Genomic DNA, 23963 nt, shown 5'->3' with positions numbered 1-23963 from the left:
TGCAGGTCGCACATTTGTCTCAGGCCAGCAGCGCCTGCAAGGTCGCCAGGTCATCGGCCTCATCCACCGGTTTGTCCAGCCGCCAGCGCAACATGCGTGGGAAGCGCACGGCGATGCCGCTCTTGTGGCGCCTGGACAGGGCTATGCCTTCGAAACCCAGTTCGAACACCAGTGTTGGCGTTACGCTGCGTACCGGGCCGAAGGTTTCCACGGTGGTCTTGCGGATGATGGCGTCGACCTTGCGCATCTCTTCATCGGTAAGCCCGGAGTAGGCCTTGGCAAAAGGCACCAGCGCTCGCCCCGGGGTGCCAGCCGGAGCGTCCCACACGGCAAACGTGTAGTCGCTGTAAAGGCTTGCCCGCCGGCCATGGCCGCGCTGGGCATAGATCAGCACGGCATCGACGCTGAACGGGTCGATTTTCCATTTCCACCAGGTGCCCATATCCTTGGTGCGCCCCACGCCATACAGGGCCTCGCGTTGCTTGAGCATGAAGCCCTCGACACCCAGGCTGCGGGACCGCTCGCGCTGGCGGGCGAGGTCGGCCCAGTCCGGGCCTTCGAGCAGGGGTGATAGCAGCACCGGGGCCAACGGATAGTGCTCCAGCAACAGCTCCAGCTGACGGCGGCGTTGGTACTGTGGCCGGCTGCGCCAGTCTTCGCCTTGCCACTCCAGCAGGTCGTAGGCCTGCAGCACTACAGGCGCATCCCCCAGCAGCTTCTTGCCCAGCGTCTTGCGCCCGATACGTTGTTGCAACAGGGCAAACGGCTGTACAGCCAGGTCAGCAGCGGTAGCGCCCGGCTTCCATACCAGAATCTCGCCGTCGAGCACCACGCCATCAGGCAACGTCTGCGCCAGGCTGTGCAATTCGGGGAAGCGGTCGGTGACCAGCTCTTCGCCGCGCGACCACACCCAGAGCTGGCCCTCGCGCTTGACCACCTGGGCGCGAATGCCGTCCCACTTCCACTCGATCTGCCAGTCGCCTGGCGGGCCGAGCAGTGCATCGAACTGCTCGATTGGCGCTTGCAGCGGGTGGGCGAGGAAAAACGGGTACGGCTGGCCGCCACGCTGACGATGTTCATCGGCAGACTCCGGGGCGACCAGTTGCTGGTAGCTGGCCGCAGTGGGGCGGTGGCTGATGTCGGTATACCCGACCAGGCGCTGGGCCACCCGCTTGGCATCCAGGCCCGCCAGCTGCGCCAGGGCGCGGGTGACCAGCAGCTTCGATACACCGACGCGCAAGCTGCCGGTGATCAGCTTCAGGCACAGCATCAGGCTGGGGCGGTCCAGCTGCGCCCACAAAGGCGGCAGGCGTTGCTGTATCTGTTCCGGGGGCAGCCCGCGCAACGGCAGCAAATGGGCTTCAACCCAGTACGCAAGGCCATCGGCGCTCTGCTGAGGGCTCTGCGGCAATAACAGCGAGATGGTTTCGGCCAGGTCGCCAACGGACTGGTAGCTCTCTTCGAACAGCCAGTCAGGCAACCCTGCCAGGGCGGTGGCCAGCTCCCGCAACACACGGGTTGGCACCAATTGGCGGGGGCGGCCGCCCGCCAGGAAGTACACCGCCCAGGCCGCATCGTCGGCGGGGGCGCTTGCAAAGTAGTCGCGCAGGGCTTCGAGTTTGGCATTACTCGAGGTGGTCGCATCCAGCCGCAGATACAGCTCGGCGAAGGCCTTCATGCGTCTGGCTCCGCGCTGGTCGCGTCGTCTTCCTCGCCGTACTCGGTGACGAAAGCACGGGCGTCCAGGCCTTGTTCGTTGAGGTAGCGAACCAGCACGTTGACCGAGCCGTGGGTGACCATCACCCGTTCTGCACCGGTCTGGGCGATGGCCCAGAGCAACCCTGGCCAGTCGGCATGGTCCGAGAGCACGAAGCCGCGGTCGACGCCGCGCCGCCGGCGCGTGCCACGCAGCAGCATCCAGCCGCTGGCGAACGCGTCGCTGTAGTCGCCAAAACGGCGCATCCAGCTGCTGCCGCCGGCCGATGGCGGCGCCAGCACCAGGGCCTGGCGCAGCAGTGGGTCGTTGCGCGGGATGTCACCGGCGTAGCGGGTTTCCGGCAGGTGCACGCCGGCCTCCCGGTACACCCGGTTCAGCGGCTCGACGGCGCCATGCACGAGGATCGGGCCGATGCTGGCGTCCAGCCCGTGCAGAATTCGCTGGGCCTTGCCGAAGGCGTAGCAGAACAGCACGCTGGCCTTGCCCAGTTCGCAGTTGGCCCGCCACCAGGCATTGATGCCGGCAAATATTTCACCCTGGCTGGGCCAGCGGTAGATCGGCAGGCCGAAGGTCGATTCGGTGATGAAGGTGTGGCAGGGCACCGGTTCGAAGGGGGTGCAGGTGCCATCGGGCTCCACCTTGTAGTCGCCGGAGGCCACCCAGACTTCGCCCTGATACTCCAGGCGCACCTGCGCCGAACCCAGCACATGGCCGGCAGGGTGCAGGCTCAGGGTTACCCCGTGGTGCAGCAAACGCTCGCCGTAGGGCAGGGTCTGCAGGTCGATGTCCTGGCCCAGGCGGCTGCGCAGGATGCCGGCGCCCGGTGCGGCAGTCAGGTAATGGGCGTTGCCGGTACGGGCGTGGTCGCCGTGGCCGTGGGTGATGACGGCACGCTCGACCGGCCGCCAGGGGTCGATGTAGAAATCACCGGGCGGGCAGTACAGGCCTTCGGGGCGGGCAATGACGAGGTCCATGGCACGGGCACTGGTTTGGCGTTACCAGTTAGGAGCCATGGCAGACATGGGAAGTTCGACCGGAAATGACCGGGGCCGTAAAGCGGCCCCGATACGGGCGATCACGCTTATTTTCCAGGCACCAACGTCAGCCGCTGGTTGCCATACGCCCGCCCGAAGTTCTGCGGTTGCAGCGGCAGGCTCATGAAGCGCCCTTTGAGCCAGGCATCCAGCCCGTCGCTGTAATGCGCGCTGGCCGGGTTGCCGGATTGCCCGGTGCTGGTCAGCACCTGCAAGGGTTCGGCCTGACCGAAGTCGACGATCATCCGCGCCGAGGCCGGCAGGCGGGTATCGAAATCGTTGCCCCAGGCGTAAGGCGTCAAGGCGAGGGTCGTGAAATCGCCACCTGCGGCCATGGGCGAGCGGCCGAGCGGGTCGCCCAGGCCATGGTAGGCCGGTGCCGGCCAGCGGTACTGGTGCAGCTTGCCCCACTGCCAGGCGCGGCGGTCAGCGCCCAGTTGCGCGGTGCCGGCATCCACTGCCGCTGCCAGGCTGCGGGCGAGGATGGCCGGCTTGTCTTCCTTCTGTGGGGTGTTGCGGTCATCCCAGAACGGGCTGTCGTCGCGGCCCAGCAGGTGATCGGCCTGGGCCGAGAATGACAACCGCGCATTGCTGACGAACGCTTGCCAGGCCGGGCCGGACTCCGGGCCCAGCTCGTCAAGGAACGTCTGCCGAGCCATTTCCTGAAGGAACAGCTCGTACAGCGCGGCATCTGCCGACACCGGGCTCAGGCGGCCATCGAACGCCTTGAGCCGGGCCAGGGTGTCGCGGGCCTTGTCGCGCTGTGCGGCGGGCAGGGCATCGATCGCCTGTTTCAGCGGCTGTGCCATCCCCGGGGCGTCGAACATCTGCTTGAGCTTGTCGGCCATCAGGGTGACCTGGTCATTCTGCAGGGCCATCAGGCTGCGGCTATCGTGGCGGCCATTGCCGGCCAGCTGGCCCAGGCGCTCGGCGCGCTCGGGGTAGTACCAGCTGCTGGACAGCTGCATGCCATAGCCGCGTGGCAGGCTGCGCTGGTTGGCGTGGCCGAGCCAGCCGGCGGGCGGGTCCTGGTCGTAGGGGTGCAGCATCGGGTCGGCATAGCCGTCCCAGTCGTAGCGCCCGTCCCAGCCTGGCGAGGGCAGCAGGCCTTGGCCTTCGCGGCGGTTGGGGTAGCGGCCGCTGACTTGCCAGCCGATGTGCTCAGGCTCGGCGAAAACGAAATTGAGGGCGACGGCGGTGACTTCGCGGGTACTGTCGAAGGCACGTTCCACGTTCTTGGCGCGGGTCAGGTCGAACAGCGCATCCAGGCTGCGGTCGCCCTTGAACTGCGGCAGGTTCAGTGCCAGGCCCAGGCTGGCGTTGTCGGGCTGGGCCAGCAGGGTGCCATGGCGGGTGTCGTACATCACTTCGCGCAGCGGTCGCTGGCCGCGCACCAGGAAGGTTTCGCTGCGGGCCCGGGCCGGCAGCCACTTGCCGTCGGCCAGGTAGCTCAGTTGGGTGCCCTGGCGGCGCAGCTGCTCCAGGTACAGGTCCTGGTTGTCGGCCATGACTGCACTGCTGCTCCAGGCCAGCTTGCCGTTATAGCCGGCCAGCACGATCGGCAGGCCAGGCAGCGACAGGCCGGCAACCTGGTACTTGCCGGTGTGGATCTGTACCGGGCTGAGGGCCCAGGCGGCACGGCTATCGCTGGCCAGCAGGCTCTTGCCGCTGCGGCTGCGCTGCGGGGCCAGGGCCAGGTTGGCCGAGCCCGGGCTGCCGAGCAGGTCGAGCTCGGCGAGCTTCTGGCTGGCAGCGGCCAGGGCCGGCAGCCCCGGCAACTGGCTGGCCAGGTTCAGGCCCTTGAGCTTGTCCACCTCGCTTTCGGCCAACGGTTCGTCCGGGGCCCCCGGCAGCAGCCAGGCCAGCTTGTCGCTGCCGGTTTTCTGCGCCAGGGTCAGGGCGCTTAGCTCTTCCTGCAGGTTCACCGACTGGCTGAAGGCATACAGGCTGAAGATCAGCGCCGAGTCTTCTGGCTTCCAGTATTCGGGGCGGTAGCCCCTGCTGGCCAGGCTGGCGGGCAGTTTGTCGCGGTAGCGGAACAGGTAGGCGTTGACCCCGCGCGCATACACTTCGAAGAAGCGTTTTAGCCGTGGCGATGCGTCGGCGTATTGCTGGGCGGCGCTCTGCTTGAGGTTGGCCGCGCGCATCAGGCGGTCGATGTCCAGTGCTTCGCTGCCGGCCAGCTCGGCCAGGCGGCCTTGGGCAAGCAGGCGCATGGCGACCATCTGTTCGATGCGATCGCCGGCGTGCACATAGCCCAGGCTGAACAGTGCGTCATGGAAGCTGCTGCTTTCGATCAGCGGTGCACCCATGGCGTTGCGGCGTACCGAAACGTTCTGTGCCAGGCCTTTGAGCGGTTGCATGCCGCTGGTCGGTGGCACGCTGTCCTGGTAGCCGCCCGTCTGGCAGCCGGCCAGCCCGAGCGTGCCGAGCAGCGTGGCGGCGGTTGCGAACCGCAGGCGGAAGGGAGGAAAGGCGGGGGCGGCCATGACAAGGGCTCCTGCAAGGCGTGGCAAGGTTTTAAAGGCGCTAAGGTAGTAAGCGCGCAGTCGCCGTGCAAGGTCACTCGGCGCTTTATTTACCGATGCCTGGCGGAACCTTGAAATGCTCGGCCACGGCGTCGGAAAAGTGTGTGCAGTTGATGCGCGCAAAGCGTTTGTAGTCACGCCCGACCGCAAACGCCGAGCCTGGCATCAGCAGCACTTTATGCTGTTCCAGCTTGTGCATGAAAGGTTGCAGGTCTGCCAGATCGGGGTGATGGACCCACAGGAACATGCCGCCTTGCGGGGTTATGTCGAACTGCCAGCCACGCGCCAGCAACAAACGCTGGGTTTGCGCCTGCTGGCGGATCAGGCGCTGCTGCACGTCATTCATGTGCCGGGCATAGGTACCATCGGCCAGGATGGTGTTGACGAAGCGCTCGCAAAACGCCGGGACGGCCACGCAGGTCAGCAGCTTCAAGCGTGTCAGCGGCTCGATCAGGGCCGCCGGGCAGGCGATGTAGCCCACCCGCAATGATGCCGACAGGCACTTGGAGAAGCTGCCGATGTAGATGACCCGTTCCAGGTTGTCCAGTTCCGCCAGGGTCTGGCGAACGCCGGGGCTGAAGTCGCCGTACACATCATCTTCAACCACGTGGAAGTCGTGCTCCACCGCCAGGCGCAACACGCTGAAGGCATTGTGCGGGGTGATATTGCCGCCGGTCGGGTTGTGGAAGGTGCTGTTGCAGAAGAACGCCTTGACCTTGTGCGTGGCCAGGTGCTTTTTCATCTCATCCACGTCCGGACCATCCTGGTTGCGCCGCACCCCGACCACGTGGCCACCGGCCAGCTGGACCAGCTTGATCAGGTTGCCATTGCCAGGCTCGTCGACGAACACATGGTCGCCTGGCGTGATCAGCAGCCGTGCGACCAGGTCCAGTGCCTGCGTGGCGCCCAGCGTGGTCAGCAGCTGGTGCGGCCGCGCGTCGATACGGGTCAGGCGTGCGAGGTGCACGCACAGCTGGTTGCGCATGGGCAGGTAGCCCTGGATGTCGCCGTATTCAGCCAGCGAGCTCTGCTCCAGGCGCGCCGTGCGCCGGATCGCCTTGGCCAGCAGTTCGGTGTCTCGCCAGGCGGGTGGCAGCCAGCCGCTGCCCAGCTTGGTGTAGTGCTGGCCACCCTGCAGCAGCTTGAACAGCGGGTCGCCAGCCATGCCGCTGGGGGCATCCACCGGCCCGTGCTGCCGTGGGTGGCTGGCCACGAAGTAGCCACGGCCAGGGACGGACGTCAGCAACCCTTCGCCGACCAACCGGGCGTAGCCAGACACAACATCGTGATAGCTGCAGCCGATCGCTGCGGTCAGCTTGCGAATGGACGGCATACGCTGCCCGGGCAGCCATTCGCCGGCGTCGAGGCGTTGTTTCAACTGCTCATGAAGGCTGGGCGTAGGCATGGCGAGTCCGCGACTGTTAGAAAAACCAGCCTAACAGTTAAGCCAAAACCTCGTCGACTGTTCGAGCTAGCCCGCGCGGCTGATGCGACCATGCGCCCGTAGGCACTTTTTCGCGATGCCAAAACCCTTCGAACCACCGTGAGCACACGCCATGACCAGCACCCTACCGCGGCGCACCTACCTGTAGTTCACCGCGCAGTCGATCAACCTGACCACGGCCGTCATGTCCGTCACCATGGCCGCGATCGTCGGGGCAGCGCTGGCGCCCGCTGCCACCTGGTCCACGGTGCCTTACGGCTTCCAGTTCCTGTGCCTGATGCTGGCGACGTACCCGGTGTCCCGGCTGATGGGCCGCATTGGCCGAAAAAAGGCATTCATGCTGGGTTCGATACCGCTGGCGCTGTCGGGCGTCAGCGGGTACCTGGCAGTGCAATACCAGCACTTTCCGACCTTGGTCCTCAGCCATTCAGCGCTGGGTGTCTATATCGCGTTTGCCAACTTCAACCGTTTCGCGGCGACCGATAACCTGCCCCAGAGCCTGAAACCCAGGGCGCTTTCGCTGGTGGTGGCCGGCGGGGTGATCGCTGCCGTGGTCGGGCCGGCGCTGACCGAGTGGCTGCGCGAGGTAGGCGGGTATCCGCTGTTTTCGCTGTGTTACGCCGCCTTTGTCGGCTTGGCGGTAATGGCCTTGCTGATTGCGGCCTGCCTGCCTGGCGATACTGCGACGGCGAGCCAGCAGCGCACGGTAAACACGACGGACGCGGCCGCGCAGAGGCTTAGCCCGGTCGTAGCCGTGGCCATGGCGGTTGCCGCGCTGGGGTATGGAATCATGAATTTGTTGATGATCCAGGCCTCGATGCACATGAAACACATGCATGAAGACTTTTCCGATGTGCGCCTGGCCATCCAGTGGCACGTGATTGCCATGTTTGCCCCGTCGTTCTTCACCGGCGCCATCATCCAGCGCCTTGGCATCAGGACTACCATCTGCGCTGGCCTGGGGCTGTTGATCGCCTGTACGGCCATGAACATGTGGTCGCACAGCTACGCGATGATGACGTTGTCGTTGATAGCCCTTGGCCTGGGCTGGAACCTGACCTATGTGGGCGGCGGGGCCTTGCTGGCGCAAGCGCTGCAGAACAGCCCGGCAGCCATGCAGATGCAGGGCAAGAACGACCTGGCGATTGCGGTACTCGCGACGGTTGGCGCGTTCAGCCCGTCGCTGCTGCTGGGTACGGTCGGCTGGGACGGCACCAACGCCATTTGCATGGCCCTGTGCATCGTGCTGCTGGTGGCAACCGCCGGGTTGCTGCAGCGCAAGGTATCAGGGCCTGCCGCGGCCAACTAGCGGGCCAGGCCTCGCCTGTTCACGCTAGGCGCGTGGCGATCGGCTCAGGCGCCGTGGCACTTCTTGAATTTCTTCTCGCTGCCGCACGGGCACGGGTCGTTCCGGCCAACGTCCTTCAGGGCGTTGCGTACCGGCTCCTGGTGGCCGTGGTTGCAGTGCGGGCCGTGTACATGGCCATGATCCTGGTGGTGATCATGGTCGTGATCGTGGTTGCAGTCAGGGCCATGGACGTGAGGTTGCTGGGACATTGCAGGGTTACTCCGGGTTGAGATCGCCGGGGATTATCTCACCACTGCGCGACAAGTGCAGGTCCCGATGCACGATCAACCCGGTCGCCAGCTCGCCCTGCAGGGTGTAATGCAGCGGTTGCCCGCTTTTGAGCAGCTTGGCCAGGGGTTTGAGCTGCCGCCACAGGTTGGTCCGAGCGGTGATCTTGAAGGTGCGCCGGGCGTGCCCGCCCACGCTGCGCCAGATGCTGGCTTCATCCTCCACCAGCAGCAGGTCGTTGAGGCGTATCGCGTAGGCCAGGTTGCGGATGAACAGGCGGCTGTCGTTGGGGTTGTCGACCCTCAGGTGCAACACGAACTCCTGCTCCAGCAACCTCGCCTTGACCGTTTCCACCTCGACCAGGTGCACCTCGGGCTCGCGCCAGTCGTCGCCCCCCCAGCTGACACACCCCGCCAGCAGCGCCAGCCAGGCGATCAGCGTAGCCAGCAGCAGCGACCGGGCGCGGGCGATCATGCTCAGCTACCCACGTAACTGGCGCAGCATTTCTTGAACTTCTGCCCGCTGGCGCAGGGGCAAGGGTCGTTGCGCCCCGCCTTCAGGCCGACTGTTGGGTCAATGAAGTACCAGCGCCCATCATGCTGGACGAACGCCGAGCGTTCGCGGTGCTGATGGTCGCCGTCCTGATCGTGCCAGCGTGCGCTGAAGGTGACAAAGCCATGCTCCGGCTGGCCGCCCAGCACTTCTGCCTTTTCCACCTCCAGGCCCAGCCAGGTGCTCTGGGCGCTCCAGGCAGCCATGGCGGCACGGTCAAGACCGGCTTGCTGGGCCGGCAGGGTGGTGGCCACCAGGTAGTCCATCAGGCCCAGCACATAAGCACTGTAGCGTGAGCGCATCAATGCCTGGGCATCCGGTGCCGGGGTGCCGGCATGGTAGTGCCCGCAGCAGGCATCGAGCAGGTTGCCACTGCCACAAGGGCAGACCGAGACACTCATCATCACCACCAGTACTTGCCGAAGTTTTCAGGGTTGGCCCAGAACCTGGCGTTCAGCCAGTCGGGGACCTGTTTGTAATCATGTAGATCATAGGTGAACAGGCTCAGCACCTGCTGGTCACGGCGAAATTTCTCGCTGGCCGACAGCGCCAGGGCGAAGAAGTCGGTGTCCTGCCAGCCGCAGGCACCCAGGTCGGCCAGCACCGCGACACGGCTGGCATTGAGGTTGCGGATGCCGCCGAGCAGTTCCAGGCCGGCGCGCTTGGGCAGGTGCTCCAGGCAGTCGACCAGCACCGCCAGGTCGAAACGCTGGGCTGCCAGTTCGGCTGGCAGCGGGCCCGGTGCAGCGCTGGCGATGGTCACCTGTGGGTGCGCCTGGGCAAAGGCGTCCAGGGCTGGAAAGCGCGTGCCGACCAGCAGCAGGCGTTGCGGGGTGAAACGCTCTAGCAGGGCTGCCAGGGCCTGCTGCGGGGTGCGTTGGGAAAAACCGTCGGTCATTGCCAATCCTCGTTCAAGTTGTCCAAGACTAGCGGTCCGGCGCGCGCGGGCAAAGCGGCATGTGACCGTGTCGTGGCTTATTGGTGGCAGGGTTGGAGTGCGCGGTCTTTACTCCCAGAGATCGGCCTTATGCCGATTCCCCCTAGGAGAAGCAATGAAATGAGCATAGTACGCACAGCGTTACCCCTGGTACTGCTGACCAGTGTGTTGACTGGTTGTGCAGGTTTGCAAAAAACCGACTGGCCTAAATGTGCCGCCGTCGGGGGTGTAGGCGGCGCCGCCCTGGGTGCCATCGAGAGTTCCAGCTGGGCTGGCTGGGGCGCGTTGCTGGGCGGTGGCCTGGCGGCGGGCTACTGCTGGGCTCACGGTGATGGCGACGAGGATGGCGATGGCGTTCCGGACAGCCGCGACAAGTGCCCCGGCACCCCGCGCGGCGTGCAGGTCGATGCCAATGGCTGCCCACCAGAGCCGGCCCCGGTGGTTGAGGAAGTGGTGGTGCAGAAAGAAGAAGTCATCGTCATCCGCGATGTGCACTTCGAGTTCGACTCTGCGCGCCTGACCGCCCGTGACAAGGAGCGCCTCAATACCATTGCCACGCGCCTGAAACAGGAAGCGCCTTCTGCCCGCCTGAGTGTCAGCGGCCATACCGACAGCGTCGGCTCCGACAGCTACAACCAGAAACTGTCCGAGCGCCGTGCCCACTCGGTGACCGACTACCTGGTCGAGAGCGGTGTACCGCGCAGCAGCTTCGTTTCGGTGGTAGGTGCCGGTGAAACCCAGCCAGTGGCGGACAATGCCACGGCCGAAGGGCGCTCCATGAACCGTCGTACCGAGATCAAGATCCAGCGCTGAAGGTTTGCGCTCTGCAGTCTGTGTGATACCGAGCGCCGCCCAGGCGGCGCTCGGTATCCCGGGCGATGGAAGGGTAATGGGGGCAGCCCCCCAGCCTGGCTTTCAAAACGGTAGGGAGAACGCCATGAAGTTCATCCTGGGACTGGGCAAGGTCCTGACGGTCGCTTTCTGGGGAGTGCTGCTGTTCAACCAGCTGGTGCCGCAACCGTTGCCCTTCAATCTGCTGATCAATGCCACGGGCATCGTGTTGCTGGGGCTGCACCTGCTGGAAGTGCTGTTTTTCAATGGCAGCCTGCGAGGGCGCAGCCACCGCTGGTTCGACCGGCTGCAGATAGTGTTGACGGGGATTTTTCATGTGATGTCCATTCCCCGGGTGCGGAAGGTGCGGCGGGATGGTTGAGGGGAAGCGGCGGCGCTCGATCTCACAGGCGCTGAATGTGCTGCGGCTGGCCCAACTGTCACACCATCCCCCGCGAGCTGGCCACCGCCACCACGGCAATCCCCAGCAGCAGGTTAACCCCCACCATCCGCCGAATCCGTCCCAGCACCGCTGCACCCGCCGCCCAGTCCTCGGCCTGGACAGCCGCCTTCAGTTCCGGCAGCAGCAACGCCTGCACGCGCAAGAACAGGGCAAACATGGCAATTCCCCCGCCAATCATCACCTGTACATACTTCGGCGCAGTCTCGAAACCGCTGAAACGCATGTGCAACATGCCGATACCACTTATCGCCAAGATCGCCACCGCCAGCCAGACCCAGCCGAAGAAGCGTCGGAAAACTTCCACCCACAGACGCAGCCGCGCAGGGCCCTCAAGGGCTGCAACCGTTGCCGGGCGCAGCACCAGCCAGGCGAAGAACATGCCGCCGACCCACACCAGGGCGGCCAGAACATGCAGTGTGTAGGGCAGGGCAAAGGCAAGCATCAGGATCTCCATGCGGCACAAAGGGCAATAGCGGGGTATGATAGCCGCCCCATGCGAAACACTGAAAATATATCCAGCCCTCCGGGCGCCTGCAGACCATGATCAGCACCGAACTCAAAGCCACCATCCAGGGCGCCTACTCGCGTTTTCTCGAAGCCAAGAGCCTCAAGCCGCGCTATGGCCAGCGCCTGATGATCGCCGAAGTGGCCAAAGTGCTCGGCGACATTGCCTGCGACGATGAAGGCCGCCGTGCCGGCGAGCCCGCCGTGGTGGCAGTGGAGGCGGGCACCGGTACCGGCAAGACGGTGGCCTACAGCCTGGCCGCCATTCCGGCCGCCAAGGCTGCCGGCAAGCGCCTGGTCATCGCCACTGCCACCGTCGCCCTGCAGGAGCAGATCGTCTTCAAGGACCTGCCCGACCTGATGCGCAACAGCGGGCTCAATTTCAGCTTCGCCCTGGCCAAGGGCCGTGGCCGTTACCTGTGCCTGTCCAAACTCGACATCCTGCTGCAGGAGGGCCACGCCCAGTCGGCCACCGCGCAGCTGTTCGAGGAAGAAGGCTTCCACATCGAAGTCGACGAGCGCAGCCAGAAGCTGTTCAACAGCATGATCGAGAAGCTCGCCGGCAACCGCTGGGACGGTGACCGTGACAGCTGGCCCGAGGCCCTGGAAGACCAGGACTGGGCACGCCTGACCACCGACCACAGCCAGTGCACCGGCCGCCACTGCCCGAACTTCCAGCAGTGCGTGTTCTACAAGGCCCGCGAGGGCATGGGCAAGGTCGACGTTATTGTCACCAACCACGACATGGTCCTGGCCGACCTGGCGCTGGGCGGCGGGGCGGTACTGCCCGACCCGCGCGACACCATGTACGTGTTCGACGAAGGCCATCACCTGCCAGACAAGGCGATCGGCCATTTCGCTCATTATTCGCGCTTGCGTTCCACTGCCGACTGGCTGGAGCAGACCGCCAAGAACCTCACCAAGCTGCTGGCCCAGCACCCGCTGCCAGGCGACCTGGGCAAGTACATCGAGCAGGTGCCCGAACTGGCGCGTGAAGTGCGCACCCAGCAGCAGTTCATGTTCACCCTGTGCGAGCAGGTTGCCGACTTCCGCCCCACCGAGGACACCGAGGGCCGCGAGCGCCCGCGCTACCGCTTCGAGGGTGGCGTGGTGCCGGAGCAGATCCGCGAAGTGGGCATCGAGTTGAAAAAGGGCTTTGCCCGCCTCAACGACCTGTTCACCCGCCTGGCCGACCTGCTCAAGGAAGGCATGGATGGCGAGGTAAGCATTGGTATCGCCAGCCATCAGGCCGAGGAATGGTACCCGCTGTTCGGTAGCCTGGTCACCCGTGCCCAAGGCAACTGGGAGCTGTGGACGGCCTTTACCGCCGAAGACCCGGAGGACAGCCCGCCCATGGCCCGCTGGCTGACCCTGGCCGAAAGCGGTGCGCTGTTCGACATCGAGGTCAACGCCAGCCCTATCCTCGCCGCCGAAATGCTCCGCCGCAGCTTGTGGAGCGTTGCCCACGGTGCGCTGGTGACGTCGGCGACATTGACCGCGCTGGGCAAGTTCGACAGGTTCCGCATGCGTTCGGGCCTGCCCCGCGATGCGGTCACCTGCGTGGTGCCCAGCCCGTTCGTGCATGGCGATGCCGGTGTGCTGCGGGTCCCCGACCTGCAGGCCGACCCCCGCGACGCGGCGGCACATACTGCGGCGATCATCCGCGAGCTGCCAAATATCGTCGAAGGTGCCCGCGGCGCGCTTGTGCTGTTCTCTTCGCGCAAGCAGATGCAGGAAGTGTTCGACGGCCTGGACCGTGACTGGCGCAAGCTGGTGCTTATCCAGGGCAACCTGTCCAAGCAGGAAACCCTGAACAAGCACAAGGCGCGGGTAGACGATGGCCAGCACAGCGTACTGTTCGGCCTGGCCAGCTTTGCCGAGGGTGTCGACCTTCCTGGTGCGTACTGCGAGCATGTGGTGATCGCCAAGATTCCGTTTGCCGTGCCCGATGACCCGGTGGAAGCCGCGCTGGCGGAGTGGATCGAGGCCCGTGGTGGCAACCCGTTCATGGAAATCGCCGTGCCCGACGCCTCGCTGCGCCTGATCCAGGCTTGCGGCCGCCTGCTGCGTACCGAGCAGGATCGCGGCGTCATCACCTTGCTTGACCGGCGCCTGGTCACCCAACGCTACGGCAAGGCTATTCTCAATGCGCTGCCGCCGTTCCGGCGGGAGATTTCCTGACCGTCGGAGCACTTGCTCCGGCGCGTTGTCCACTACTCAGCCCTGGGCCATGACGGCCCTGAAGGAGAGCCACAGCCTTATGGTCCGTCGCACCCTGCCCGCCGTTTTTGCCCTGTTGTTCAGCTCGCCGTTGCTGGCCGGGCAGCAGACGCTGTTCAGCTTCGTGCGCCCGGCCTCGGTGGTCAACGTGGTCACCGAGGATGCCGGCATGCCGCAGTACAACGCGGAACAGACGGCCGAAGGCGAGGTATTGCGCCGTGTGGTGTTCAACCCGGCCGAGCGGCCGACCCTGCGCCTGAGCCCCCAAGCCGGCGTGTGGGACTGGTCCGCCGGGCAGTTTCTCACCTTGCGCCTGCAAAGTGCCATGGACTGGGCGCTGACCGTGGATGTCACGGTGCAAGGCAGCGATGGTCGTACATTGACCAGCCGCATCGACTTGCCGGCGGGCCCTGCCCAGACCGTGATGGTGCCGCTGACAGCCAGCTCGCCGTTGAGCCAGGGCATGCGTGCCGGCCCGCCGATGCCATGGAACCATGGCGGCCAGCGCCTGCTGCTGACCAGCAGCGTCGGTGCGCTCGACCTCAAGCAGGTGGCTTCGGTCAGCCTCAGTATCCCCAACCCCAAGGCAGCGCAAAACCTGCTGATCGAACGGGTTGGCATTCAGGATGACGACCAGGCCTACCAGGCGGCTTACCATGAGCTGATCGATGCCTACGGCCAGTCCACCCGCGCCCAATGGCCGGAAAAGATCGCAAATGACGAACAGCTGAAGGCGACCGGTGCGCGTGAGCAGCAACAACTCAAAGGCTGGCTGGCAGAGCGTGGCAAGCAGCAGCTGGACGCTTACGGCGGGCTGCTGGCCGGGCCGGCATTCGAGTCCAAGGGCTTCTTCCGCACCGAAAAGCGTGATGGCCGCTGGTACCTGGTAACGCCGGACGGCCACCCGTTCTATTCCCTGGGGGTCAACGCAGTAGCTGCCGATGGCGGTCGCACCTATATCGCCGGGCGTGAGGGCATGTTCAAAGGGTTGCCTGCCGAGGGCGACGAACTGGCCGCGTTCTATGGCGAAGGCAACAACGACGATGGCAATGCCTCTTCGCAAGGGCGCAATTTCAAAAAGGGGCGCTGGTTCGATTTCTATGCCGCCAATGTCCAGCGCACCTATGGCAAACCCTGCCCGCCCGCAGCAGAAGGGCAGCCGGCCAACTGCCCGCCGCTGGTGCTGGATGCTGCCCGCTGGCAGGGGCACGCACTCGACCGCCTGCAGGCCTGGGGTTTCAATACGGTCGGCAACTGGAGTGAACCCGGCCTTGCCCAGGCCAGGCGCATGCCGTACACCCTGCCGTTGGCGATCGTGGGTGATTACGCCAGCATCAGTACCGGCATGGACTGGTGGGGCCGCATGCCCGACCCGTTCGACCCGCGCTTTGCCATGGCCACCGAACGCGCCGTGGCCATTGCTGCCCGCGATCACCGGGACGACCCCTGGCTGGTGGGCTACTTCGCCGACAACGAGTTGGCCTGGGCCGCCCCCGGCAGTGACCCCAAGGCCCGATATGGTCTGGCCTACGGCACCTTGCGCTTGACTACCGATGTGCCGGCCAAGCGCGCGTTCCTCAAGCAGTTGCGCGACAAATACCGCAACCAGGAAGGCCTGTCCAAGGCCTGGGGCATCGAGCTGGCTGCCTGGGAGCTGATGGAAGACCCAGGCTTCGAGGCGCCGCTGCCCAGCGCAGAGCACCCGGAAATCGAACGTGACTATCAGCACTTCCAGCAAGTGTTCGCCGAAACCTACTTCCGCACCATTGCCGATTCGCTGCGCTGGCACGCCCCCAATCACCTGCTGCTCGGTGGCCGCTACGCCGTCAGCACGCCGGAGGCGGTCAACGCCTGCGCCGAGTTCTGTGATGTGCTCAGCTTCAACTTCTATACCCTCAAGCCGCAGGACGGCTACGACTTCGCCCGCCTGGCCGAGCTGGACAAACCGGTGCTGGTATCGGAGTTCCAGTTTGGTTCGCGTGATCGCGGGCCGTTCTGGCCGGGGCCGCTGGAAGTGGCGCGGGAAGAAGACCGTGGCCCGGCCTATGGCAATTTCCTCAAAGCGGCCATGGCGCAGCCGATGATCGTCGGCGCGCACTGGTTCCAGTACCTCGACCAGCCGGCCAGTGGCCGCTTGCTCGATGGTGAGAACGGGCACCTCGGGCTGGTGGCGATCACCGATGTGCCGTACCCGGGGTTCGTCGATGCCGTGCGCAAGAGCAACCTGCAGGCTTTGGCCGAGCTCCGCGCCCAACTGGAAAAGCCAGCCCCGTAGCACGGGCTGCTGCGGTCTGTGCATGAGCGGCCTGGTGTTGCGATGAATACCGTTCATCGCGACCACCCAGCCCAAGCCAGTTTGCAAAACGCCAAACTACTGAAACAATGCACACCCTTTTGGATATGGTCGTACGGAGAACAGCGGGTGCAGATCCAGGGTCACTATGAGCTGAAGTTCGAAGCCGTGCGCGAAGCGTTCGCCGCGCTGTTCGATGATCCCCAGGAGCGTGGCGCCGCGCTGTGCATTCAGGTGGGGGGCGAGACGGTCGTCGACCTGTGGGCTGGCAGTGCCGACAAGGATGGCCAGCAGGCCTGGCACAGCGATACCATCGCCAACCTGTTCTCCTGTACCAAGACCTTCACCGCCGTTACCGCCTTGCAGTTGGTGGGCGAGGGCAAGCTGGGTCTCGATGCCCCGGTTGCCAATTACTGGCCCGAGTTCGCCCAGGGTGGTAAACAGTCGATTACCCTGCGCCACCTGCTCAGTCACCGTGCCGGCTTGCCGGCCATCCGTGAACTGTTGCCGGCCGAAGCGCTGTATGACTGGCAGACCATGGTCGATGCCCTGGCTGCGGAAACTCCATGGTGGACGCCCGGTAGCGAACATGGCTATGCCGCCATCACCTATGGCTGGTTGATCGGCGAGCTGATTCGCCGTGCCGACGGCCGCGGCCCCGGCGACTCGATCGTGGCCCGCACCGCGCGCCCGTTGGGGCTGGACTTCCATGTAGGCCTGGCGGATGAGGAGTTCCACCGCGTGGCGCATATCGCCCGCGGCAAAGGCAACCCTGGCGATGCTGCAGCACAGCGCCTGTTGCAGGTGACCATGCGTGAACCCGAGGCACTTTCGACCCGTGCGTTCACCAACCCGCCGGCGATCCTCACCAGTACCAACAAGCCGGAATGGCGACGCATGCAGCAGCCGGCGGCCAACGGCCATGGCAATGCACGTAGCCTGGCGGGCTTTTATGCCGGTCTGCTGGACGGCAGCCTGCTCGAATCCGAACTGCTCGACGAATTGACCCGCGAGCACAGCCTCGGCCAGGACCGCACCTTGCTCACCCAGACCCGTTTCGGCCTGGGCTGCATGCTCGACCAGCCGGATGTGGCCAATGCCACCTTCGGCCTCGGCGCCCGCGCCTTCGGCCACCCCGGCGCCGGTGGGTCGGTCGGGTTCGCCGACCCGGAGCACGATGTGGCCTTCGGTTTCGTGGTCAATACCCTCGGCCCTTATGTGCTCATGGACCCACGAGCCCAGAAACTGGTACGTGTCCTTGCCAGTTGCCTTTGATCGGGTAACGCGGGTATTGCCCCACCCCTTTGACTATCCTCATTGCCAACGCCTGAAGTGTGTGGGCAAATTTTCTTTCTATTTCATGGTGTATCGCTGATGTCTTCACATAAAACCTTAGCACTCGCCCTGTGCCTGACCGCCGTCACCGGCTGTGCCAGCCACTCCCCGGACGGCTCCAAGACCAGTGGCTCGAGCTGGTGGCCCTTTGGTTCGGACAAGGTTGCCGAGCAGGAAGTGAAGCAAGCCGTCAGCGAAAACGTCGCCAAGGCCGACGCCAAGTCCGAGAGTGCCAGCCGCTGGTGGTGGCCGTTTGGGGGTGACGACAAGCAGGCCAAGGGGCCAGTCGTGCCGAAGATCGACCAGAAGGCCACCCAGGCCTGGCTGGACGAGTACGAGCCCAAGCTGCGTGAAGCGATCAAGGACAGCAAGCTGGAGCTGGAGCGCCGCGACAACGTGCTGGCCGTCACCATCCCGGTGGACAGCGCGTACAACCCTGACCGCCCGAACATGCTGCTGCCCATGACCCTCGGCCCCATCACCCGCGTGGCCAAAACGGTTGAAGGCGACCCCAAGACCGCCGTGCTGGTGCTGGGCCATGCCGACACCAGTGGTGCTGCCGCTGCCAACCAGAAGCTCAGCCTGGAGCGCGCCGCTTCGGTGTCGGCCATCTTCCGCCTCAGTGGCCTGCAACGTGACCGCCTGACGCTCAAGGGCATGGGTTCGGTCATGCCGCGCGCCGCCAACGACAGCGCCGAGGGCCGTGCCCTGAACCGCCGCGTGGAAATGCTGCTGACGCCGCAGAACACCATGGTCGCATTGCTGGCCAAATATCAGCAGGCTACCCCGGCACCGACCCCGGCCTCGATGGTGGCGGTGCAGGATGCCAAGGCACCTGCAGCCAAGGTCGCTGACAGCAAGCCTGCAGCCAAACCTGCGGCGAAAAAACCGGCAGCCAAGGCCAAGGCCCCGGTAAAAGCCACCGCCAAGAAGAAAGCCGCGCCGGCCAAACCGCTCGCCAAGAAAGCTACCGCGGACAAGAAAGTAGCTTCCAACAGCCCTGCGAAGACCAATTGATCGTCAAGGAACGCAGCAATGACCCAATCCCTGGCCGATATGCGCCGAGACTACACCCGTGATGGCCTGGCTGAAGCCCAGGCGCCGGGCGAGCCATTCGCCTTGTTCCACCAGTGGTTTGCCGATGCGGTGAAAACCGAGCAGGCGCCGGTGGAAGCCAACGCCATGACCATTGCCACGGTCGATGGCGACGGTCGCCCGCACTGCCGCGTGTTGCTGCTGAAGGGGCTCGATGAGCGGGGTTTCACCTTCTTTACCAACTACGACAGTGCCAAGGGCCAGCAGCTACAGGCCAATCCTTTCGCTGCCATGACCTTCTTCTGGCCGGCGCTGGAGCGCCAGGTACGTATTGAAGGGCGGGTGGAAAAGGTCACGGCCAAGGAGTCGGACGACTACTACCAGGTGCGCCCGCTCGGCAGCCGCCTGGGGGCCTGGGCTTCGCCGCAAAGCCGGGTGATTGCCGGTCGTGAGGAGCTTGAGGGCCTGGTCAAGGCCACCGAGGCGCGCTTCTCTGACACCCAGCCGCATTGCCCTGAACACTGGGGTGGCTACCGTTTGCTGCCGGAGCGCATCGAGTTCTGGCAGGGGCGTTCAAGCCGCCTGCATGACCGGTTGAACTATCGGCTGGTCGACGGGCAATGGCTGCGGGAGCGGCTGGCACCCTGATATCCTGGGGGCTGCCTTGCAGCCCCCGCAAACCCACCAGGCTAGCGCGAATAACCCTTCGCCTCCCGCTGCAACCATCCCGCCAACTGCTTGCGCCCCACCTTCTGCGTCCGCGCCTGCTGCAATCGTTGCAGCATATAGGCGCGTTTGCCCGGGTCTGCCCCCGCCAGCGACAATGCCAGGTCGCGGTCCATCCAGCGGCGAATGCGCAGGTACAACCAGCCGTGGAAATACAGCCCTGCAGCGGTTGTGACCACGATGATGAAGTAATCCATGGCTATCCTTGGTCTCACTTGAATGGCGCTTGGCACAGCCGCAGCGGCTGTACCCCGGCTGAATGAAAACAATTTTATTACGTTTGTACCGTGACAGCGGTCAACGTGCAGCGTCTAATAAGCACCTGACTTATGGAGATTTTACCCATGCGTACATCCGCTTTGCTGGTGGCAACCTTCACCACCATGTCGCTGCTGCTGGGGGGCTGTGCCTCGAGCCTGACCGGCGATAGCTACTCCCGTGACGAGGCCCGCCGCGTGCAAACCGTGCGTATGGGCACCATCGAATCCCTGCGCCCGGTCAAGATCGAGGGCACCAAGACCCCGATCGGCGGTGGTGCGGGTGCCATCGTCGGTGGTGTTGCCGGCAGCGCCGTGGGCGGTGGCCGTGGCAGCATCGTTGCCGCTGTGATCGGCGCCGTGGCCGGTGGCCTGGCAGGTTCCGCCGCCGAAGAAGGGCTGACTCGCACCCAGGGTGTCGAGATCACCGTGCGTGAAGACGACGGCAGCATGCGTGCCTACGTGCAGGCTGTGCAAGAGAACGAGATTTTCCGCGTTGGCGACCGCGTGCGCATCATGACCGTCGACGGTACCAGTCGCGTCTCGCACTGACCGTACCGCAACTACAGAAAACCCCGACATGGCTGCTCGCCAGTCGGGGTTTTTTCATGCTGCGGGTGTATCAGTGGATGGCGGGTTTGCGGCTGGCCATGGCAGTGATGGTATAGCCAAGCACTGCGGCGAGGAACGAACCGGTGAGAATGCCCATGCGGTCCATGCCTGCGAACTCGCTACTGCCGGGCTCGAAGGCGAGTGAGCCCACGAACAGGCTCATGGTAAAACCAATCCCGCACAGGATTGCGACGCCAAACATTTGCCCCCAGCGGGCACCTGCCGGCAAAGCGGCGATGCCGAGTTTGACCGCTAGCCAGGTCAGGCCGAAAACACCTACGGTCTTGCCCAGCAGCAGGCCAATCGCGATACCCATCGGCACTGGGTGGGTGAAGCTGTCGATGGTCATGCCAGCCAGTGAAACCCCGGCATTGGCAAACGCGAACAGCGGCAGAATCGCGTAGGCCACCCAAGGGTGCAGCGCATGCTCGAGGGCCAGCAGGGGCGAAGCTTCTGCATTGCGGGTACGCAGCGGGATGCAAAAGGCCAGGGTGACTCCGGCCAGTGTGGCATGCACGCCACTCTTGAGCACGCACACCCACAGGATCAGGCCAACGACCATGTACGGCCCTAATTTGAACACCCCAAGCCGGTTCATCGCGACCAGCGTGAGCAGGCAGCCGGCCGCGAGCATCAGCGACAAGCTTGACAGGGTGCCTGAGTAGAACAGGGCGATGACAATAATCGCACCCAGGTCGTCGATGATCGCCAGGGTCATCAGGAACAGCTTCAGTGACGCCGGAACGCGCCTGCCCAACAAGGCCAGAACGCCCAGGGCAAAGGCAATGTCGGTAGCAGTGGGGATCGCCCAGCCCGTCACGGCAGCCGGGTTGTCGCGGTTGATGAACCAGTAGAGCAATGCGGGTACTACCATGCCGCCGACGGCGGCGGTAGCAGGCAGAATTACCTGGGACGGCTTTGACAGCTGGCCGTCGACCACCTCGCGCTTGACCTCCAGGCCGATAAGCAGGAAGAACAGGGCCATCAGACCGTCGTTGATCCACAGCAGCAACGGCTTGGCGATGTTCAGCGCGCCAACCTGGACGGCGACGGGGATGTCCAGCAGGCCGCTGTACAGGTAGGAAAGCGGCGAGTTGTTCATGACCAGGGCCAGAATGGCGGCGACGATCAGCAGCACGCCGCTGGCGGCTTCTAGCTGGAAGAAACGGGTAAACAGGCTACGCACGGGCTATGGGCTCTCCATGAGCAGTTTACGAATGGAATGGGCGTACACCCTGGTCTGTGGCGATATGCTTTGAAATAAAAACTATATTCGTTTTTGTTATATGGGGTTACTGCCAAGCCTGGTGCAAGCCTAGATGCATATTGAGGGGAAGGGTGGAGGGGAAGTCAGACTGGTGTGGCGGAATTCTCTGAGGTTTGTACGGCCCCTTCGCGGGTGAACCCGCTCCCACAAGTACCCCACATGATTCAGCCATGTGGAAAATCCTGTGGGAGCGGGTTCACCCGCGAAGGGGCCCGTACAGGCATTCGAAATTACAGGGCGAGCATATCCCGCGCCACCGCCTCTGCAATGCGAATCCCGTCGACACCTGCCGACAGGATACCGCCCGCATACCCGGCCCCTTCTCCTGCCGGGAACAGCCCCCTGAGGTTCAGGCTCTGGAAATCCTCCCCACGGGTAATCCGCAGCGGCGAGGAAGTACGCGTCTCGATCCCGGTCAACACTGCGTCATGCAGGTTGTAGCCCTTGATCTGCCGGTCGAAGGCTGGCAGCGCCTCACGGATAGCCTCGATGGCGAAGTCCGGCAGGCTTGGCGCCAGGTCACCCAGGGTCACACCCGGTTTGTAGGACGGCTCGACACTGCCCAGCGCTGTCGAAGCGCGGCCGGCGACGAAGTCACCCACCAGCTGCGCTGGCGCCTGGTAGTTGCTGCCACCCATCACGTAGGCGTGTGCCTCCAGGCGCTCCTGCAGTTCGATGCCGGCCAGTGGGCCGCCCGGGTAGTCGCGTTCGGGGTCGATGCCGACAACGATACCCGAGTTGGCATTGCGTTCGTTACGCGAGTACTGGCTCATGCCGTTGGTGACCACCCGGCCCGGCTCGCTGGTGGCAGCGACCACGGTGCCGCCCGGGCACATGCAGAAGCTATACACCGACCGGCCGTTCTTGGCGTGGTAGACCAGCTTGTAATCGGCGGCACCCAGTTTCGGGTGACCGGCATATTTACCCAGGCGCGCCTTGTCGATCAGCGTTTGCGGGTGCTCGATACGGAAGCCCACCGAGAACGGCTTGGCCTCCATGAACACGCCCTTGGCGTGCAACATGCGGAAGGTGTCGCGGGCACTGTGGCCGAGGGCCAGTACCACATGGCGCGAATGCAGCTGCTCGCCGCTCTCCAGGACCACGCCGGTCACCTGGCCGTCGTCGATCAGCAGGTCGCTGACCTTCTCCTGAAAGCGCACCTCGGCGCCCATGGCGATCATGTCCTGGCGCATCTGCTCGACCATGCCGGTGAGGCGGAAGGTACCGATGTGCGGCTTGTTGATGTACAGGATCTCGTCCGGGGCACCGGCCTTGACGAACTCTTCGAGCACTTTGCGGCCGTGGTGTTGCGGGTCCTTGATCTGGCTATACAGCTTGCCGTCGGAGAAGGTCCCGGCGCCACCTTCACCGAACTGCACATTGGACTCGGGATTGAGCACGCTTTTGCGCCACAGGCCCCAGGTGTCCTTGGTGCGCTGGCGCACTTCCTTGCCGCGTTCGAGGATGATCGGCTTGAAGCCCATTTGCGCCAGCAGCAAGCCGGCGAAGATACCGCAGGGGCCGAAGCCGACCACGATCGGACGTTGTTCAAGGTTGGCCGGGGCCTGGCCGACGTACTTGTAGGTGACGTCGGGTGCCACGCCGATATTGCGATCATCGGCGAACTTGAGCAGCAGCTCGGCTTCGTTGCTGGCTTCCAGGTCGATGGTGTAGATGAACAGCAGTTCGCTGTTCTTCTTGCGCGCATCGTAGCTGCGCTTGAACAGGTTGAAGCTGATCAGTTGCTCGTCGCGGATGCCCAGGCGCTGGATGATGGCATCACGCAGGGCTTCGTCGGGATGGTCCAGGGGCAGCTTCAGTTCGGTGATTCGTAGCATGGCAGGGTCCAGTATCCCGGCCATGGGCGGCCGGCGGCTTTACACAAACCGCCAAGTATAAGCTGTTAGCCGCCCCGACTGGCAGGATAAAAAGCGCCCGGCGATCAGTTGTCGCGCGCGCCGCCGTAGTAGCCGCAGCCCTGCAAGGTCTTGCCGTCGATGCGCAGTTCGGCGCGCAGGTGGTAGATGGCGCCTGTGGCGCTGCCCACGCAGCGCTGCGGTGCGACCCACAGTTCGACGTGCTGGCCGTTGGCTTCGCTGCTCAGGGTAAGGCCGCCGCCGGGTACTTCTTCTTCCAGGAAGGGCAGGGGCAGGGGGGGCTGGCCGACGCGGTTGAGCACCATGCCCTTGCCGCTGGCCTTGATGTCCCAGTCCGGCTCATGACCGTTGGCGCGCAGCGTCAGCTGCTTGAAATTGGGGTCTTCGCAGGCACGCGTGGACGGTTCCAGACGGTACAGGCGGCGCACCTCGAACTGGCCGTCGTTATTGGCCTGCTTGGTCCCGGCGAGGCGGCCACGGACGTCGGCGAACAGCTTGTCGTTTGCGTCTTCGGCGAGATTGGCGGCTTCTTGCAGGATGCCGGTGGCGCCGACGTCGTTGATCACGAAGGTACGGTTTTCGCTGCAGGGCTTGAACAGCAGCTGGCCGCCGGCGGCGCGCAGCTCGCCCTGCATGCGCGTGGTGCCGATGTTCGGGTCGCTGGGGGCGTCAGCCATGAGCTGGCAGCCGGCGAACAGGGGCAGCATGGCGGTGAGCAGCAGGGTGGGGGTGAGGCGCATGATAGGGCAGGCTCC

22 protein-coding genes are annotated in these 23963 nt (G+C 64.7%); 9 read left to right on the top strand and 13 right to left on the bottom strand.

Annotated elements, in window-relative coordinates; genetic code table 11:
• Positions 1–19: 19 nt before the first annotated feature.
• From AC5O5R_RS21625 to AC5O5R_RS21610, 4 genes are all read right to left on the bottom strand, one after another.
• Positions 20–1678 carry an ATP-dependent DNA ligase gene (locus tag AC5O5R_RS21625; protein WP_172285594.1) on the bottom strand — a complete coding sequence of 553 codons (1659 nt, stop codon included), beginning with the start codon at positions 1676–1678 and terminating at the stop codon, positions 20–22.
• Complete coding sequence (locus tag AC5O5R_RS21620; protein ID WP_172231581.1) at positions 1675–2691, bottom strand: ligase-associated DNA damage response exonuclease; 1017 nt, start codon at positions 2689–2691, stop codon at positions 1675–1677. Before AC5O5R_RS21620 ends, AC5O5R_RS21625 begins: the two co-directional genes overlap by 4 nt.
• A gap of 107 nt (positions 2692–2798) precedes the next feature.
• A complete protein-coding gene (locus tag AC5O5R_RS21615; protein WP_172231584.1) occupies positions 2799–5240 on the bottom strand; it encodes a penicillin acylase family protein in 2442 nt (813 codons plus the stop codon).
• Positions 5241–5325: 85 nt separating this feature from the next.
• Positions 5326–6684 (bottom strand): aminotransferase-like domain-containing protein, encoded by a 1359-nt coding sequence (locus AC5O5R_RS21610; protein ID WP_494514741.1) that lies wholly within the window; start codon positions 6682–6684, stop codon positions 5326–5328.
• 202 nt (positions 6685–6886) lie between these two features.
• Between AC5O5R_RS21610 and AC5O5R_RS21605 the strand changes: the two genes are divergently transcribed.
• Positions 6887–8032 (top strand): MFS transporter, encoded by a 1146-nt coding sequence (locus AC5O5R_RS21605; protein ID WP_494515479.1) that lies wholly within the window; start codon positions 6887–6889, stop codon positions 8030–8032.
• 44 nt (positions 8033–8076) lie between these two features.
• Here AC5O5R_RS21605 and AC5O5R_RS21600 read toward each other — a convergent pair whose 3' ends face one another.
• The 4 genes from AC5O5R_RS21600 to AC5O5R_RS21585 are packed head-to-tail and all read right to left on the bottom strand — an operon-like array spanning position 8077 to position 9749.
• On the bottom strand, positions 8077–8280 hold the full coding sequence (locus tag AC5O5R_RS21600; protein WP_172229210.1) for an SEC-C metal-binding domain-containing protein: 204 nt from the start codon (positions 8278–8280) through the stop codon (positions 8077–8079).
• Between the two features lie 7 nt (positions 8281–8287).
• Positions 8288–8773, bottom strand: coding sequence for an LEA/WHy family protein (locus AC5O5R_RS21595; protein ID WP_172229212.1), 486 nt, complete (start codon positions 8771–8773; stop codon positions 8288–8290).
• Positions 8774–8775: 2 nt separating this feature from the next.
• Positions 8776–9252, bottom strand: a complete 477-nt coding sequence (locus AC5O5R_RS21590) for a YchJ family protein (protein ID WP_172229214.1) — start codon at positions 9250–9252, stop codon at positions 8776–8778.
• A gap of 2 nt (positions 9253–9254) precedes the next feature.
• Positions 9255–9749, bottom strand: coding sequence for a DUF6231 family protein (locus AC5O5R_RS21585; protein ID WP_172229216.1), 495 nt, complete (start codon positions 9747–9749; stop codon positions 9255–9257).
• A 159-nt stretch (positions 9750–9908) separates the two neighbouring features.
• Here AC5O5R_RS21585 and AC5O5R_RS21580 point away from each other — a divergent pair, with 159 nt between their 5' ends.
• Together AC5O5R_RS21580 and AC5O5R_RS21575 are read left to right on the top strand one after the other, a co-directional pair.
• Positions 9909–10601, top strand: coding sequence for a PA1041 family peptidoglycan-binding anchor lipoprotein (locus tag AC5O5R_RS21580; RefSeq protein ID WP_172229218.1), 693 nt, complete (start codon positions 9909–9911; stop codon positions 10599–10601).
• A 124-nt stretch (positions 10602–10725) separates the two neighbouring features.
• Entirely contained in the window at positions 10726–11001 is a 276-nt protein-coding gene (locus AC5O5R_RS21575; protein ID WP_172229220.1) for a DUF1145 domain-containing protein, read from the top strand.
• Positions 11002–11059: 58 nt separating this feature from the next.
• Here AC5O5R_RS21575 and AC5O5R_RS21570 read toward each other — a convergent pair whose 3' ends face one another.
• Positions 11060–11524: a CopD family protein gene (locus AC5O5R_RS21570; RefSeq protein WP_172229221.1), complete on the bottom strand. Its 465-nt coding sequence runs from the start codon at positions 11522–11524 to the stop codon at positions 11060–11062.
• 98 nt (positions 11525–11622) lie between these two features.
• Between AC5O5R_RS21570 and dinG the strand changes: the two genes are divergently transcribed.
• The 5 genes from dinG to pdxH all read left to right on the top strand — a co-directional run bounded on the left by dinG (position 11623) and on the right by pdxH (position 19117).
• On the top strand, positions 11623–13767 hold the full coding sequence (gene dinG / locus AC5O5R_RS21565; protein ID WP_172229223.1) for an ATP-dependent DNA helicase DinG: 2145 nt from the start codon (positions 11623–11625) through the stop codon (positions 13765–13767).
• A gap of 79 nt (positions 13768–13846) precedes the next feature.
• A complete protein-coding gene (locus AC5O5R_RS21560; protein ID WP_494514740.1) occupies positions 13847–16081 on the top strand; it encodes a beta-galactosidase in 2235 nt (744 codons plus the stop codon).
• Between the two features lie 147 nt (positions 16082–16228).
• Positions 16229–17374, top strand: a complete 1146-nt coding sequence (locus AC5O5R_RS21555) for a serine hydrolase domain-containing protein (RefSeq protein ID WP_172228540.1) — start codon at positions 16229–16231, stop codon at positions 17372–17374.
• A gap of 99 nt (positions 17375–17473) precedes the next feature.
• Positions 17474–18451 (top strand): OmpA family protein, encoded by a 978-nt coding sequence (locus AC5O5R_RS21550; RefSeq protein ID WP_172228542.1) that lies wholly within the window; start codon positions 17474–17476, stop codon positions 18449–18451.
• Positions 18452–18469: 18 nt separating this feature from the next.
• A complete protein-coding gene (gene pdxH, locus AC5O5R_RS21545) occupies positions 18470–19117 on the top strand; it encodes a pyridoxamine 5'-phosphate oxidase (RefSeq protein ID WP_172228544.1) in 648 nt (215 codons plus the stop codon).
• A gap of 41 nt (positions 19118–19158) precedes the next feature.
• On the opposite strand, the gene AC5O5R_RS21540 is transcribed toward pdxH, so the two are convergent.
• Positions 19159–19392 (bottom strand): hypothetical protein, encoded by a 234-nt coding sequence (locus AC5O5R_RS21540; protein WP_172228546.1) that lies wholly within the window; start codon positions 19390–19392, stop codon positions 19159–19161.
• 147 nt (positions 19393–19539) lie between these two features.
• On the opposite strand from AC5O5R_RS21540, the gene AC5O5R_RS21535 reads away from it, so the two are divergent.
• The gene (locus AC5O5R_RS21535; protein ID WP_172228548.1) at positions 19540–20004 is read left to right on the top strand and encodes an outer membrane lipoprotein; all 465 of its coding nucleotides are present in this window, start codon (positions 19540–19542) and stop codon (positions 20002–20004) included.
• Positions 20005–20074: 70 nt separating this feature from the next.
• On the opposite strand, the gene nhaA is transcribed toward AC5O5R_RS21535, so the two are convergent.
• The 3 genes from nhaA to AC5O5R_RS21520 form a co-directional block, all read right to left on the bottom strand.
• Positions 20075–21250 (bottom strand): Na+/H+ antiporter NhaA, encoded by a 1176-nt coding sequence (gene nhaA, locus AC5O5R_RS21530; protein WP_172228550.1) that lies wholly within the window; start codon positions 21248–21250, stop codon positions 20075–20077.
• A gap of 311 nt (positions 21251–21561) precedes the next feature.
• Positions 21562–23169, bottom strand: a complete 1608-nt coding sequence (locus AC5O5R_RS21525; protein WP_172228552.1) for an NAD(P)/FAD-dependent oxidoreductase — start codon at positions 23167–23169, stop codon at positions 21562–21564.
• Positions 23170–23273: 104 nt separating this feature from the next.
• Positions 23274–23948 carry a COG3650 family protein gene (locus AC5O5R_RS21520; protein WP_172228554.1) on the bottom strand — a complete coding sequence of 225 codons (675 nt, stop codon included), beginning with the start codon at positions 23946–23948 and terminating at the stop codon, positions 23274–23276.
• Positions 23949–23963: the final 15 nt, after the last annotated feature.

The sequence above is a fragment of the Pseudomonas sp. 8_5_2 genome, from assembly GCF_059295255.1.
The sequence above is the reverse complement of the archived record's forward strand: the minus strand, read 5'-3'. Positions and strand labels throughout refer to the sequence as shown.